Raw genomic sequence first — 12570 nt, 5'->3', positions numbered from 1 at the left:
TTTGTTGGCGGCTGCTTATGGCCAGAAGCAGCCAGTGGACACAGACCTTCACAGGGAGTTAGCGTCGCCGTTTAACCAAGAGGCTGCTCCATGGATGTTATTGCCGATTACTCAAACGAACATCATCGGATTCCTGTCATGGCGCTATGGGAAACCGTTTTCGGTTACGAAACCGCGCACAACACACCGAGCCTTGCTATCGATAAGAAACTGGCCGTCAAGGACGGCCTCTTTTTGTCGCGCTGTCCGGAAATGACGTAGTCGGCACCGTCCTCGCGGGGTATGACGGTCATCGTGGCTGGTTATATTCAGTTGCCGTGCACCCTACACATCGCAGAAAGGGTTTGGGCGCACAACTCGTTAATCATGCTGAGCGCGCCTTAACCTTGCGCGGGTGCATGAAAATCAATCTGCAAATCGTCAGCACCAATGAAAGCGTCAAAGCCTTCTACGGGTCTCTTGGCTACACGACCGAACCGCGCATCAGCATGGGGAAAAAGGTGGATTCGAATATAGCAACGCGTGGGCGGTAGTTTTAGAAGCATCCGCTGGCTGATTGCTGACTATCACGAAGGGCGGCAGTTGGCCGGGAGTGGACGTTCTGACGTCTCATGGAGAACCGGCAAAGAGAGACGGTCAATGGACTTCATTATCGATTTGATAGCTCATCGAATTAGCGTGTTTGTGTTGGGCTTGCTGAGTGGCGGCCGTTTCGAGGGAGAAAGTGGTTTTGCCTGGGGCTGGGCAGTTGTCGTCGGCCGACGATGTCAAAACGGCTTTCCGCAGAGCGTTCAAGAGTTGTACTTCATGTTCCCGAAAGCGCAGTACCCGCTGACGGAAGAACAGATGCACAGCGCAATCAGCCAGCGCTTAGACTCTAAGGTGTTCTCGGCCAACGGCGAGTTCGTTGGCTTCGCCAATTTCTACCGGGCTGAGCACGATGGCATCTGCTGCATCGGCATCGGCAACGTCATCGTCGCGTCCTACGCCCGAGGCCAGGGTGTTGCGCGATACATCGTCGACCATGACCGCCGTCGGCTTCGAAAAATACCAGGCCAAGGAAGTGCAACTCTCCTGCTTCAACGAAAACACCGCCGACCTGCTGCTCTACCCAAAACTCGGCTTCGTGCCGTTCTCCATCGAAGAACGCCCGGCACCAAATGGTGGACGATCCGCCCTGATCAACATGACGCGCCACCGACCCTAACTATCCCCCAATCCCAGTGGGAGCGGGACTTGTCGAATGCTCCAATGCCTGGCCCGGCCACTGTCGGAGCGAGCCTGCTCGCGAAGACACCAGCCCGATCACCCCGAATCCCAACCCAACCACAATCCCTGTAGATACTCTGTTCACGGTCAAGCTTTTGCGAGGTGTTTCTCGCTAAAAAGCTTGGCCGTATTGAAATCTTCGCCGGCTCGCATACAGGCCCACAAGCCGGTCAGGTATTTGCGCATGACGGCGATGATGGCCTGCATCTTTCTTTTCCCTCGCCCGATCAAGGCTTCGTAAAAAGCTTTCACGTTACTGTCGCAACGTATGGCAGTCAGCGCTGGCATATACATCGCTGAGCGTAGGTAGGCGTTTCCGCCCTTACTTATCCGTCCAGGTTTATCGATGCTGGTACCTGATTGCGTAAGCCGCACATCGAGCCCTGCATGTCGGCTGACCTGGGCGGACTTAAGCGTCACTGGCAAGGTCGTCAATTCAGCCAATGCCGAAAATACTGAAATTTCGCCCATGCCTGGCGCTGCGATCATGTGCCCGAACTGGGCGCTTAGGGTTGGGCAATTGTCGATCAGCGCCCGACCTGCGAGCCTGAAACGCTCGATTCGCTTGTCAAAAGCTTCAATGGCTTCTTCTTCGTCTTCAATCAGCATTTTCACGGTTGTTTGAGTAGCTTTCAGCGCATGCAGCTCGTTCTTGGCTCGGGTGCGATGACACGTCAAACGATTGATATGCCTTCCGATAGCCCGCAGTTCCAGCTGTATGGTCGTGGGCGGCGTCCACAATTTTGGACTCATGCGTTCGCCGTATTCAGCTAGCAGCTGGGCATCGATCGCATCGGTTTTGCTGTTTTTCAACATCAGCTTGGCAAAGTTATGAAAGCTCTTCGGGTTGATAACCGAAACGGGCAAACCCGCCGCATTGAGTTCCATGGCCAAATCCAGGTAATAGATGCCGGTGGCCTCCATCACTACGGATAAAGGCTTGAGCTCGAGCAATCTGTTGACCGCTGCTTTGCGCCCGGCGGGCGTTTGGTCGATGTTGCAGGCACCTGCAAAACGGCCGTCGTTGCGCCAGCCCATGGCGGTCGTGCGAGACCCCACATCCAAACCGACATGCATGCTCATGCTTTCAACTCCGAGTGAACTGGGTTAGAAATGCATCCTGGTTCCCCTGACCTCGAACTTCATGCCACTGCAACCTTGTAATGCGAAGTCCGACTTGTCGGCTTCTCGATACTCTTCGTGGTGGGCAATGAGGCGGGGGACCTCTCTACAGACAAGGTCAGGAGCAAGTCCTGCCTTTAGGAGTGATCGGTCTCCCCAGAAACACATCTTCGTATGTCCGCACCAGCGAGCTTAGATCTCAATCGACTGGTGTGAGGGCAACATACAAGGAGTGAGCCTGCTCGCGATAACGCCAGCCCAGCCGCCACCTACCTAAAACCAGACACAAACCCCTGTGGAGCGAGCTTGCTCGCGAAAGCGTCAGCCCAAACAACACATCAATCACCGAATTGCCGACTATCTTTTGCTGCCACTGACCTTGACCTTCTCCAGTCTCTAAACAGAATAACCACAGCTGTTTAAGCGAAATCTCAAGTAACCACCGAAACCCTACAACGCCTTGCGCCATTACGTACGGTAGAATCCGCCGGCTTGTGTGGCTGGCACTCAATCCGTATTTCAGCGGACCGGCAAGTCTATCTCTAACTCAACATTATCTGATGGCTTTTATAGTATTAGTCTTGTGTTGCGATTTTTTGAGGGGCACTACTAAAAAGCTTGAATGCAAAGCCCAGTTCTTAGCTAATCAACACTTGTGCAGTGTTTGCTATATAAGTAAATACAAAATATTAAAGTATTTTTATGAAAAAAATATCTAAAGCACTGTCAGATCTGACAGTTCACAAAGAACAGGATTTCAATATATGGTTGGGCGTATTTTTTGGATATTCAAGGAGAAAAGTCATGTCGGAACAAGTTGAGTTACTCGTTTTTGAACTAGGTGAAAATGAATATGTCGTCGATGTTTCGAAAGTGAATGAGGTACGTGGCTTTGACGGCGTAAGCAGAGTCCCTGATCGTCCAAGCTTTATGCGGGGGTGATTAATTTACGTAACGTTGTCGTCCCAATCATAGATTTACGGATAAAATTCATCACGTCCAATCCGAATCCCGATCAGTTTGTGTCGGTTATAATATTAAGAACTGAAACTCGAGTAATGGGCTTGGTCGTGGATAGCGTTTCAGACGTTATTTCAGCGCTTGGTCCAATAGGGCCGCGTGGGGTAATAGGTGCTAGTGGCACCTACTCGGTAGAAGAACGCACATTGCATTTGCTGGATGTCGATGACCTAGAATCTTCAATCTAACTCCGGATAAAAGCAGGAAGGTTTTTCGGTTGTATATGATAAGAATTTTTGTTTGTGAAGTACCGTTGTAAAGACGCAAAAACGCCCATCGGGCGCAAGGTGGCGCGGCCATACCAATGGGAAAGTGATTGTCGTAATAAATCCATAATTAATAAACAGCGACCAATAAATGCGTTAAAAAATGATGCTGGCTAGGAGACAGACCCTACAACGCCTTGCGCCGTTACCTACGACTAAGCCAGAGTCCGCCGGCTTGTGCGTCTAGGTCGTGGGTTCTATCGTTTGTCGGTCGCTGAAAAACCGCGATTGGGTTTGGTAGCCCGGTATTAGATGTGCAGCTCCACCATCGCCGAAACTTCTTTGTTTGGAATTTATGGGGGTCATGTGCAGGGCGTCCTAGGGCGGCCATCCACGCCACCCTCAACCAACCAAATCAAAACCCCCACTACCCAAAACCTCCCCATTAACCATCACCCAAACCCCATGCCGCCCCACAAAATGCTTCCGCGTCGTAAAGTCTTTAATCACCTGCTTCCGCCGTACCATCTCACTCCCAAACCCCGCCAATTCCACCATCTTCAACTTGAAAACCTTCCGCGAAACCCCGCCATTCGCCTTCACATAGTCAATCGCATAATCAATCACCAACCGCTGCCCAACCGGCACAGTGGATCTCACTGAAAACGACAACGTAATCGCATCCCCCAACCGCACCACCGCCGGTTCAACCCGCACATCCAGCAATTCCACCTCAGCCTTCGCCCCCGCACCAATCACTGTCAGCGCGCGCGTATCTCCCTGCTTGATCAAACTGCGCAACGCATGCTTCGCAATCCAGCCCGTGTGCTTGTTGTCCAGCGACCATCCTTCAATCGTGTCCAGCACCCACTCAGGATGCACTTTCGTCACATCATTCAAATGATTCGCCACGGACTTGCGCACGTACAAACTCTCATCGGCCTTCAATCGATCCAGTATTCCAGCGGTCAATTGCGGGTTGGCTTGAATCGGTTCCAGTCGAAACGACCACGGCAGGCGAGGGCGGCTGCCTTCGCTGGCGAGGCGGCGGATGTGGTGGTTTTCGTCGTGGGCCCAGTCGTGCATGTGTTCCAGGGTGCGTTCGAGGTCGCTGCGCAGGAAGTGGCGGATGGCGAATTCGGAGGAGCCGAAGGTGGTGAAGTATTTCAGCGCGTTCATTGATGTGTCGAACGCGTGGCCGCCGTAGCTCGCGACGTAGTGCGGCAGGCACATGCTGACGAATCCGCTGTTCAATCGCGGGGCGAGTTCGAACAGTCTTTCGAGGGAATCTTCGTAATCCAGTGGCAGCACGGCATGCAGGCTTTCGCTGACACGGGCCATGCGCTGCATCACCGATAATTCTGCGAGGCCGTGCTGGGCATGTTCAAGAAATGCCTTGGTCTTGAACGCCGGGTAAACGGCGCTCATCTCGCTGGCGATGTGTTGCAGGCGTTCGGCGTTGAAGATTTCCTTTAGCGCCGGAGCGGCGGTTTCGGGCGCACTCATGCTCAGGTCATCGGCGTGCTGACGAACGCTTCGAGGGTTTCGGCGTACGTGGTGTATTGGGCGATGTGCGGGTAACGGCTGGCGTCGATTTGATCGGGGACGACAAGGTCGGTGAAACTCCAGGCCACGGCGAGGCTGATGCCGGCTTGGGTGAGGGGGCCGTCGGTGGGCAAGGCGTGTTTTTCCAGTTCCTGTTCGAGAGCGGTGAAAGCGGCGGCGAGTTGGCTTTCGACGCGTTCGACCCACGGCTGGTATTGAATGTCGGCGGGGCGCAGGTTGCGTTCGTAATAGAGCTGCACGGCTTTTTCGCAGGCGGCGAGGCTGAGGCCGATCAGGCGCAGGGCGTGGGCGCGCAGGCTAAGGTCGGTCGGCAGCAGGCTCTTGCCGGAACTGGCTTCGAGGTAGTCGAGGATCAGCGTTGAGTCCATCAGCACGACGCCGTCGTCGAGGATCAGCGTCGGGGCTTTGACCACCGGGTTGATCTGCTGGAATTGCTCGAAGTGGCGGAACACCGAGACCGACTCGTGTTCGAGGTCGATGCCGAGGCGTTTGGCGGAGATTGCTACGCGGCGCACGTAAGGGGAGTCCAGCATGCCGATCAGTTTCATTCATGGCTCCTTGCATTTGATCGTTCGGTTTTTTGCCCCTAACGGCTTCAAGAAAACCGGTGCGGGGATTTGCAATGTTGACGTGCGTCGACTAATCCATGTGATGGCGCATTGCCAATGGAGCTCATCATGCAATGGACAATACTGGTTTATTTGCTGGCGTTGACGGTAGCCGTTCCTGCTTCTGCATTTCAACTGCGACCGGAGGTTAAAAACGGGGAAAAGCTGCTTAGGGCATCGGACGATGCCTACTGGCGAATGAAAATGAATGTCGTGGGGTACTGGGGTATAGAGCAGTTCACCAACCCGGTTCACGAAATTATTACCAACAGGATTTACGGTTGCGGGTCGGATGACGGCTGTGCGGTGACGGTGGGTAACCGTTTCATGCAGCCAGCGGCGCCCATGGCTGTGCTGGCTGGGGTTCGATGGAATGACAACCCACCTTTTCGTTTGAGCGATACATCACTTTCTGGCTGTAAGAACGTGTATGTGCTGTTGCCTATGCAAGGGAGTTGTTGGGCTTCGGTTTTCTCTGATGGGAAAAAGAAAGCCGAGATGGCCAAGGGTGCGGTTCTTTACAAATTCCAATCCAACAAACCCGAGCAGTACTCAATGTTGCTCAGATCACATTTTGGCGATCTGCAGTTTTTGCATGCGATGGCTTCGCGCCCGGGAGAGCGTGCGGGTGAGACCGCGGACAACATCATGATGTGGGCGGAGTTTGTCTGGCGAATCACTACCAGTGAATACAGTCGGGGTACCACCATCGCAGAAGCATCCGTTGACGTGCCTTTGTTGCTCGACTTCTTCGACCTCAGAGATACGGTCCAGAGCATTCTGTTCAAAGGCGAGGCGGGCTATAACAAAGACTATCGCGACTTTGCTTTCGGTACCTTGTTACACCTCGTTCAGGACAGCTATTCCGAAGCCCATATGGCTCGACAGGATCCCGACGGTCGTTTATGCGAGAAAACTAACTATGACCGTCCTGGCCGTGCTGTCCGGTATTACACCTATGTTGGTCAGAACTCACGAAATCATGGGCGAAAGGATGAATTGATAGCGGTGACGCGGCAATTATCAAACACACCTACGCCCAACCTCGTTGATGTTGGCCAAGCAATAAAAGAGATGAGGGATAAACACTTGAGCTGGAATGCGGTTGAACCTTACTTCGATTGTCTGTTTCGTACAGCGCAGCCGATGACTGAGGCTGATAAAGGACCCTTTTGATTGAGCCGATTAGGTGCTGGGTAACTCAGTCGTCGAAGCCCGGTTGTTCGTGAATCTCATCAACATTCAGTTCCAGCCGATACGCCACTGCGACAAACAACGCCTGGCACAAACACAGCGTCGCACTCAGCGAGCGAAAGGCCAGGGCGCTGCCTTCGTTGACCAGCAGCACGCTGTTGGCCTGTTTGACCAGCGGCGAGAGGTGGCTGTCGGTGAGGATCAGGGTGCTGGCATGTTGCTCGCGGGCGAAGCGCAGGCAGTGTTGGGTTTCCTTGGCGTAGGGAACGAAGCTGATGGCGATGACCAGATCACCGGTGCGCACGCTGCGCATTTGCTCGCGATAGCTGCCGCCAAGCCCTGACACCAGATGGATGCGTTTCTGCGTGTGTTGCAGGTTGTAGACGAGGTAGTCGGCGACGGCGAAGGAGCGGCGTACGCCGACGACATAAATGTTGTCAGCGTTAACGATGAGGTCGACGGCGATGGCGAACGCCGCGTCGTCGAGTTCGCGGCCCAGGCGTTCGATCCCCGAGCGCGTCGCATCAATGCATTCGCGGGCGAGGTCGCCGTCGCTGGCGTTGCGTGAGGGGCTGGCAATCAGGCTGCGGATGCGTTGCTGGTAGTTTTGCGCGGGCGAGGCTTTGTGCGTGTAGGCGCTGCGGAACAACGCCTGCATTTCGCTGAAGCCGCTGAAACCGAAGCGTTGCGAGAAGCGCACGATGGCGGAGGGCTGTACTTCGCATTCGCGGGCGATGTCGCTGATGCGGTCGACCATGATCCGCTCGCTCTGCTGGCTGATGTAGCTGGCAATGCGCTTGAGCTGGCGCGGCAGGCTGTCGTACTGCTCGGTAATCTGTTGCAGCAAACGCTCGGCATTGATCGGGGGGCTGGCCAGGGCAGTCTCGTCGGTGGCCGGCAGATCGGGGCGGGGCATACGTCATCCTTCAGGCTGTTTGAGCACAGGTTGCGCCTGATAGTAGTGGGGCTTGGGGAGCTTTGCTGTGCTGAAACGATGCACTGCGCGCGGAAAAATTCATTGAGCAAGCGCGGCGTAGTTAGCCGTTTGTCTTCTATATACAGCCGCTCGACTGAATTTCTTGCTATAAACGCACTCCGATGGCCGTGTGAAGCCTGTGTCAGAGCAGTTTCCGGGTGTTGTCGGACAAATTCCCAGTATTTACAGTTGCTGAGGCCTCGATCGGGCCTTAGACTGCCGCCCCTTCGTAAATTGAGTGCCGGGTGGCGTTTGCCATAAACGATGCCTTTTCGACGACCGGACACGGCTCGCCGAAACGCTCCCTAATTCGCCTTAATGCACGTTTTTTTATAGAGATATCAATGACAAAGGACAAGTTGCTGGCCATGCCGGCAGATGACTACATGAATGCAGAGCAACACGCTTTCTTCACTGAGCTGTTGCAGAACATGAAAGTCGAAACCCACGAGCGCATTGAGCAAAACCGTATCGCCATCGAAAGCCTGGACACCCCGGCTGACCCGGCAGACGCGGCTTCGGTTGAAGAAGAGCGCACCTGGCTGGTCAACGCAATCGATCGCGACCAGCGCATGCTGCCACAACTGGAACAAGCCCTTGAGCGCATCAAGGAAGACAGCTTCGGCTGGTGCGACGACAGCGGCGAGCCTATCGGCCTGAAACGCCTGCTGATCAGTCCGACCACCAAGTACTGCATCGAAGCTCAGGAACGTCACGAGCAAATCGACAAGCACCAGCGTCAGGCCTGATTTTTCCGGCGCTGTGATCGCGGGCAAGTCCGCCCCATCAGGTTCGAATCGAACCGGTGGGCGCCGGGCTTGCCCGCGAAGCTTTTTATCGCCTGCAACATTTCCTCCGCGTTTGCATTGACCTGCCACAGACCTCACGACTAACGGACCATGGATAATGGCGTTGTAGTGGCGTTTAATGCAGTCACAACAATGAGAACAGGCGTGGGGTGATGATATGACGAGAGATGGATCTCTGGTTGCGGCGCTGCCTGCACCAGTGCAATTAGCAAAAAACCGCTGGATCGCACCGACCCTGCAAAGCATCGCCCTGATGCTCTTGCTGACCGGCATGACTCTGGCCGAGTGGTCGCTGTACATCATTCTGCCGCTGGCGGTGCTGATTATCTGGCTGCCGCGCCTGCGCAGCCGCGCTGTCCCCGCTGCGTTGCCTGCCGACAACCGCAGCGCGATTTCCGAACTCACTCGCGATCTTTCCTACACCACCAGCCATAACGCGCTGTCCGCAGCTGGCGTGGCGTTTTCGGTCAAAGAGCTGGCGAGCAAACTCGAATCGCAACTGGACGCGGCCGCGCAGATCGTCAGCAATGCCGAAGTGATGATCGCCACCGAGCAGGCCACGTCGCAGCTCAGCCGAGCGGCTCTGGAAGCCGCCAGTCAAGCGCATCACAGCAGCGCGGCGGGGCGCACGGAGCTGGTGGATTCGATTGCGCGCATGCATCAACTCAGTGAGCGCGCCAATGCCAGTCGTGAACTGATCGAAGCCCTGAGTCTGCGCAGCGATGACATTCAGCGCGTCACGCTGGTGATCCAGTCGATAGCCAGCCAGACCAATCTGCTCGCATTGAACGCGGCGATCGAGGCGGCGCGGGCCGGTGAACACGGTCGCGGGTTTGCCGTGGTAGCCGATGAAGTGCGTGGACTGGCGGCGCGCACGGCGTCGGCGACCGGCGAAGTTGGCGAAATGGTCGCCGATATTCAGCAGCGCACTGCTCAGGTGGTTGAGCAGATTCGCCAGCTCTCCAGCGATCTGCAGACTGGCGTTGAGCAGGTCGAGCACACTGGCGAGCATCTGGAAAACATCGCCCGACTGGCGGCCGGGGTGGAGAATCAGGTCGGCGAAATCGCCCAGGGTGCGCAAACCAATCGCGAGCAGCTCGACAGCTTGTTCATAGCGATTGAGCAGATGCGCAGCGACCTGGCGATCAGCGATCAACAGACTCGGCGCCTCGCTGAAGCAGCAGTACAGATGGAAGGGCAGGCCGAAACCATCAGCGAGCGTCTGGCCGAAGTCGGTCTGGATGACTATCACCAGCGCGTCTACGATCTGGCCCGTGAAGGCGCGAGTCAGATTGCCGCGCGTTTCGAGGCGGATGTCGAACAGGGCAAGATCAGCCTGGAAGATCTGTTCGACCGCCAGTACCAGCCGATCCCGAATACCCAGCCGGCGAAATTTCACAGCCGTTTCGACCGCTACACCGATCAGGTGCTGCCGGCAATTCAGGAACCGTTGTTGCCGCGTCACGAAGGGCTGGTTTTCGCCATCGCCTGCACACAACAGGGTTATGTGCCGACGCACAACCAGCAGTTCAGTCAGCCGCTGACGGGTGATGCGCAGGTCGATGCAGTCAACAACCGCACCAAACGCAAGTTCGCCGACCGCACCGGGATTCGTTGCGGCAGCCACCAGCAACCGGTGCTGCTGCAGACCTATACGCGCGATACCGGCGAGCTGATGCATGACCTGTCAGTGCCGATCGTGGTCAAGGGCCGGCATTGGGGCGGGCTTCGTCTGGGGTATAAGCCAGAGAAGCCGCGCTGAGTGATTGTTACGCCTGGCGCAATGAATCTGTGCACATGTGTTGCTGTTTCCGCTTGACCGAAACCCTTAATCTGCACGCTTAGTTAGGTTGCTAATGATTTCGGGAGAGCTGCATGCAATGCAGAATTGATGTGGCGGTGATGATCGGCAGCGGTGTGCCGGCTGGCTTGCGCGCCTTGGGACGCAGTGTGTGCTGGGTGGTGTTGCTCAACGGCGAGCGGCGTGGGACGGCTTTTGTCAGTCGCGACGAGGCTGAGGCCTGCAAGGCTGCCTGGCTCGAACAACTGAACTTCGAGCCCGGCGACCGTCTGCACTGATTGGCTCATTTGCCGCGATGCAGGCGCACATTGAGCTCATCGACAATCGGCGCTTCTTCGCCGTCTGCACGTAGCCATTCCTTAAGCAATTGTGCTTGTTGCGGCGTCCAGAATTCAGCATCAATAAGCTTGGTGTCCTGATCCAACGGGTGCGCTTCGACGAAATCGTTGATCGACGCTTCGTCCGACGGCAAGCCCAGTTGGTCAAAAAGGGTGGTCAGGTTAAGTTCGGTTGGCAGTTCCATCATCTACTCCCAGATCGGTGCCGGTACGGCGTGTGCGTTCATTCCCCTTATCAGAGGTAACCGTTGGCGTGGAGTTCGATTTTTAATTCAAGGGAGCGGGCGAGGGCGCAGGCTTCGTTGTGATCGCCGCGGAAACCTCTGACAAGGCCGGTGGATGTTTCCTTTATATGGAAGAACGCGTTACCGGCAGGTACCACCTGGAATCGCGGGGGCGGATTGTTAGAAGTTGTCGGCGGATCATTCAGGTGCGCGACCTGCAGGATCAGCGGTGCGCTGCTGCGGGTGTCAGTCGATACGGCGAAATGCGTCAGAGTGCACATATGAAGTCCTTTTCATCAGTCGGCCGGGAATTACCGGCAGTTTCGGGTAGTCGGAATGAGCATCGCTGCTCTAGAATCGCCAGTGCCTGTTGACGACAGGGCTTATCTAAAGCAATTTTTCGCCAGCGATATGTCGGAAAAATGCTTTTTTCGTGAGAATTTTCCCTAATGTTCGTAGTCAGTCTGCTTGCGCCATCAGTAAGGATTTTTCCTTCGACCTGTGGCGACTTTGGGGCGAGTTTCGCGGGTGACAATCCATTAGTCTTACCAATCTCGCGTTGAACGAGCACTCCGCTCGATTCGGATTCAGTTGAGTCATTTGGCAGCTTCATCGGCCTCGACGTTTTTTGCCGTGCGCGTTTTCCGGGTGCGGTTTTTTTAAGTGTGGGGATGTTTCCTTGGCAGTCAGTAATCTCGATATGCATGCTTTGTTCGTGTTGGGTGATTTGCGCGCAAAGCTGGTCAAACTTTTTCAATCGCGTTTTGTTTACATCACCGAGCAAAACGCCGAAGGCATTTACGTTGCCGAAATCGACACCGAAAGTGCTTTGGTCGTCGACGATAAGCCCGGTCTCAAGCTCAAGGTCGGTGATCATTTCAGCGCATCGGTCTTGCCCAGCCGGGAAGGCGGGAAGATGGATATCCGCTTCCGTGAAATCAAACTGACGGTATATGGCCTGGGCGATTACGCCTTCGTCGAGACCGCTGACGGCCATGCGATCCTGTTCAAGGAAGGGCACAGCGTGGTGACGGTGTTCGCCGCTCATCAACAGTTGCAGGAAGGCCTGACCAAAACCCTCAAAGCCGTCACTGCCAAGGCGGCCAAATGGCGCAAGGGTGAACTCGTGACCTTCAAGGCGAGCGAGTGAGTCGCGCAGATTTCCATTCACAACACCTCGAAGCCGCGCGCAAAGAGGCCCAGCGTTTGTTTGCCGCAAAGACTGAGTTGCAGGGCGCATGGCTCAATTGGGTGGCGGCGCAACTTTATACCTTGCGGCCCGCGGAATACGCCGGGATGGTCAGACGCGAGCTGCAAAGCCTGCAGGAAAAATCTGAAACGTAACCTCGTCGTGGCGCAGGCCCGGAAAAAGCAGGAACCTCGGCTACAGTGAGTTGACTGAGTATTCAGCGGCTTGCGGTCTTCTCTCAGGCCAAC

13 protein-coding genes and 3 pseudogenes are annotated in these 12570 nt (G+C 55.4%); 9 read left to right on the top strand and 7 right to left on the bottom strand.

Annotated elements, in window-relative coordinates; genetic code table 11:
* Positions 1-123: 123 nt before the first annotated feature.
* Positions 124-533 (top strand): annotated as a pseudogene (locus M0746_RS14050) (GNAT family acetyltransferase); the annotation flags it as partial.
* 241 nt (positions 534-774) lie between these two features.
* Positions 775-1207 (top strand): annotated as a pseudogene (locus tag M0746_RS14045) (GNAT family N-acetyltransferase); the annotation flags it as partial.
* Between the two features lie 149 nt (positions 1208-1356).
* Here M0746_RS14045 and M0746_RS14040 read toward each other — a convergent pair.
* Positions 1357-2352, bottom strand: coding sequence for an IS110 family transposase (locus M0746_RS14040; protein WP_258449372.1), 996 nt, complete (start codon positions 2350-2352; stop codon positions 1357-1359).
* A gap of 741 nt (positions 2353-3093) precedes the next feature.
* On the opposite strand from M0746_RS14040, the pseudogene M0746_RS29490 reads away from it, so the two are divergent.
* Positions 3094-3599 (top strand): annotated as a pseudogene (locus tag M0746_RS29490) (chemotaxis protein CheW).
* Between the two features lie 420 nt (positions 3600-4019).
* Here M0746_RS29490 and M0746_RS14030 read toward each other — a convergent pair.
* Both M0746_RS14030 and M0746_RS14025 read right to left on the bottom strand, forming a co-directional pair.
* Positions 4020-5123, bottom strand: coding sequence for a DNA alkylation repair protein (locus M0746_RS14030; RefSeq protein ID WP_258449606.1), 1104 nt, complete (start codon positions 5121-5123; stop codon positions 4020-4022).
* Between the two features lie 2 nt (positions 5124-5125).
* Positions 5126-5731, bottom strand: coding sequence for a glutathione S-transferase (locus M0746_RS14025; RefSeq protein WP_258449605.1), 606 nt, complete (start codon positions 5729-5731; stop codon positions 5126-5128).
* 129 nt (positions 5732-5860) lie between these two features.
* Here M0746_RS14025 and M0746_RS14020 point away from each other — a divergent pair, with 129 nt between their 5' ends.
* Positions 5861-6967: a hypothetical protein gene (locus M0746_RS14020; protein ID WP_258449604.1), complete on the top strand. Its 1107-nt coding sequence runs from the start codon at positions 5861-5863 to the stop codon at positions 6965-6967.
* A gap of 25 nt (positions 6968-6992) precedes the next feature.
* On the opposite strand, the gene M0746_RS14015 is transcribed toward M0746_RS14020, so the two are convergent.
* Complete coding sequence (locus M0746_RS14015; RefSeq protein WP_258449603.1) at positions 6993-7901, bottom strand: MurR/RpiR family transcriptional regulator; 909 nt, start codon at positions 7899-7901, stop codon at positions 6993-6995.
* Positions 7902-8305: 404 nt separating this feature from the next.
* Here M0746_RS14015 and M0746_RS14010 point away from each other — a divergent pair, with 404 nt between their 5' ends.
* From M0746_RS14010 to M0746_RS14000, 3 genes are all read left to right on the top strand, one after another.
* The gene (locus tag M0746_RS14010) at positions 8306-8710 is read left to right on the top strand and encodes a TraR/DksA family transcriptional regulator (RefSeq protein WP_065260998.1); all 405 of its coding nucleotides are present in this window, start codon (positions 8306-8308) and stop codon (positions 8708-8710) included.
* Between the two features lie 217 nt (positions 8711-8927).
* Positions 8928-10532: a methyl-accepting chemotaxis protein gene (locus M0746_RS14005; protein WP_258449602.1), complete on the top strand. Its 1605-nt coding sequence runs from the start codon at positions 8928-8930 to the stop codon at positions 10530-10532.
* Positions 10533-10645: 113 nt separating this feature from the next.
* Entirely contained in the window at positions 10646-10849 is a 204-nt protein-coding gene (locus M0746_RS14000) for a hypothetical protein (protein WP_258449601.1), read from the top strand.
* Positions 10850-10854: 5 nt separating this feature from the next.
* On the opposite strand, the gene M0746_RS13995 is transcribed toward M0746_RS14000, so the two are convergent.
* The 3 genes from M0746_RS13995 to M0746_RS13985 are packed head-to-tail and all read right to left on the bottom strand — an operon-like array spanning position 10855 to position 11839.
* Positions 10855-11094: a DUF2789 domain-containing protein gene (locus M0746_RS13995; protein WP_258449600.1), complete on the bottom strand. Its 240-nt coding sequence runs from the start codon at positions 11092-11094 to the stop codon at positions 10855-10857.
* Between the two features lie 50 nt (positions 11095-11144).
* Positions 11145-11414 (bottom strand): hypothetical protein, encoded by a 270-nt coding sequence (locus M0746_RS13990; protein ID WP_258449599.1) that lies wholly within the window; start codon positions 11412-11414, stop codon positions 11145-11147.
* Positions 11402-11839, bottom strand: a complete 438-nt coding sequence (locus M0746_RS13985; RefSeq protein ID WP_258449598.1) for a hypothetical protein — start codon at positions 11837-11839, stop codon at positions 11402-11404. The genes M0746_RS13990 and M0746_RS13985 overlap by 13 nt, the downstream gene beginning before the upstream one ends.
* On the opposite strand from M0746_RS13985, the gene M0746_RS13980 reads away from it, so the two are divergent.
* Together M0746_RS13980 and M0746_RS13975 are read left to right on the top strand one after the other, a co-directional pair.
* A complete protein-coding gene (locus tag M0746_RS13980) occupies positions 11834-12283 on the top strand; it encodes a hypothetical protein (RefSeq protein WP_052178306.1) in 450 nt (149 codons plus the stop codon). The two genes, M0746_RS13985 and M0746_RS13980, sit on opposite strands and share 6 nt — an antisense overlap.
* Entirely contained in the window at positions 12280-12477 is a 198-nt protein-coding gene (locus M0746_RS13975; protein ID WP_208937814.1) for a hypothetical protein, read from the top strand. The genes M0746_RS13980 and M0746_RS13975 overlap by 4 nt, the downstream gene beginning before the upstream one ends.
* Positions 12478-12570 lie beyond the last annotated feature (93 nt).

This window comes from Pseudomonas sp. S11P7 (assembly GCF_023195435.1).
GTDB classification, from domain to species: Bacteria; Pseudomonadota; Gammaproteobacteria; order Pseudomonadales; family Pseudomonadaceae; genus Aquipseudomonas; species Aquipseudomonas fluorescens_G.
The sequence above is the reverse complement of the archived record's forward strand: the minus strand, read 5'-3'. Positions and strand labels throughout refer to the sequence as shown.